The sequence below is a fragment of the Paenibacillus agri genome (genome assembly GCF_013359945.1).
Taxonomy (GTDB): Bacteria; Bacillota; Bacilli; order Paenibacillales; family Paenibacillaceae; genus Paenibacillus_AQ; species Paenibacillus_AQ agri.
Genome location: NZ_JABWCS010000021.1, coordinates 1 through 241 on the forward strand (window position 1 = coordinate 1; position 241 = coordinate 241).

The following is a 241-nucleotide window of genomic DNA, read 5'->3' on the forward strand; positions in this document are numbered from 1 at the left end:
AGGTGCCCTTCGGGGAAAGTTGAGACAGGTGGTGCATGGTTGTCGTCAGCTCGTGTCGTGAGATGTTGGGTTAAGTCCCGCAACGAGCGCAACCCTTGACTTTAGTTGCCAGCAGGTAAGGCTGGGCACTCTAGAGTGACTGCCGGTGACAAACCGGAGGAAGGTGGGGATGACGTCAAATCATCATGCCCCTTATGACCTGGGCTACACACGTACTACAATGGCCGGTACAACGGGAAGC

At 55.6% G+C, this 241-nt stretch carries 1 rRNA gene; it reads left to right on the forward strand.

Annotation, left to right across the window (positions count from 1 at the left end):
- A 16S ribosomal RNA gene (locus HPT30_RS00090) occupies window positions 1–241 on the forward strand; the annotation flags it as partial.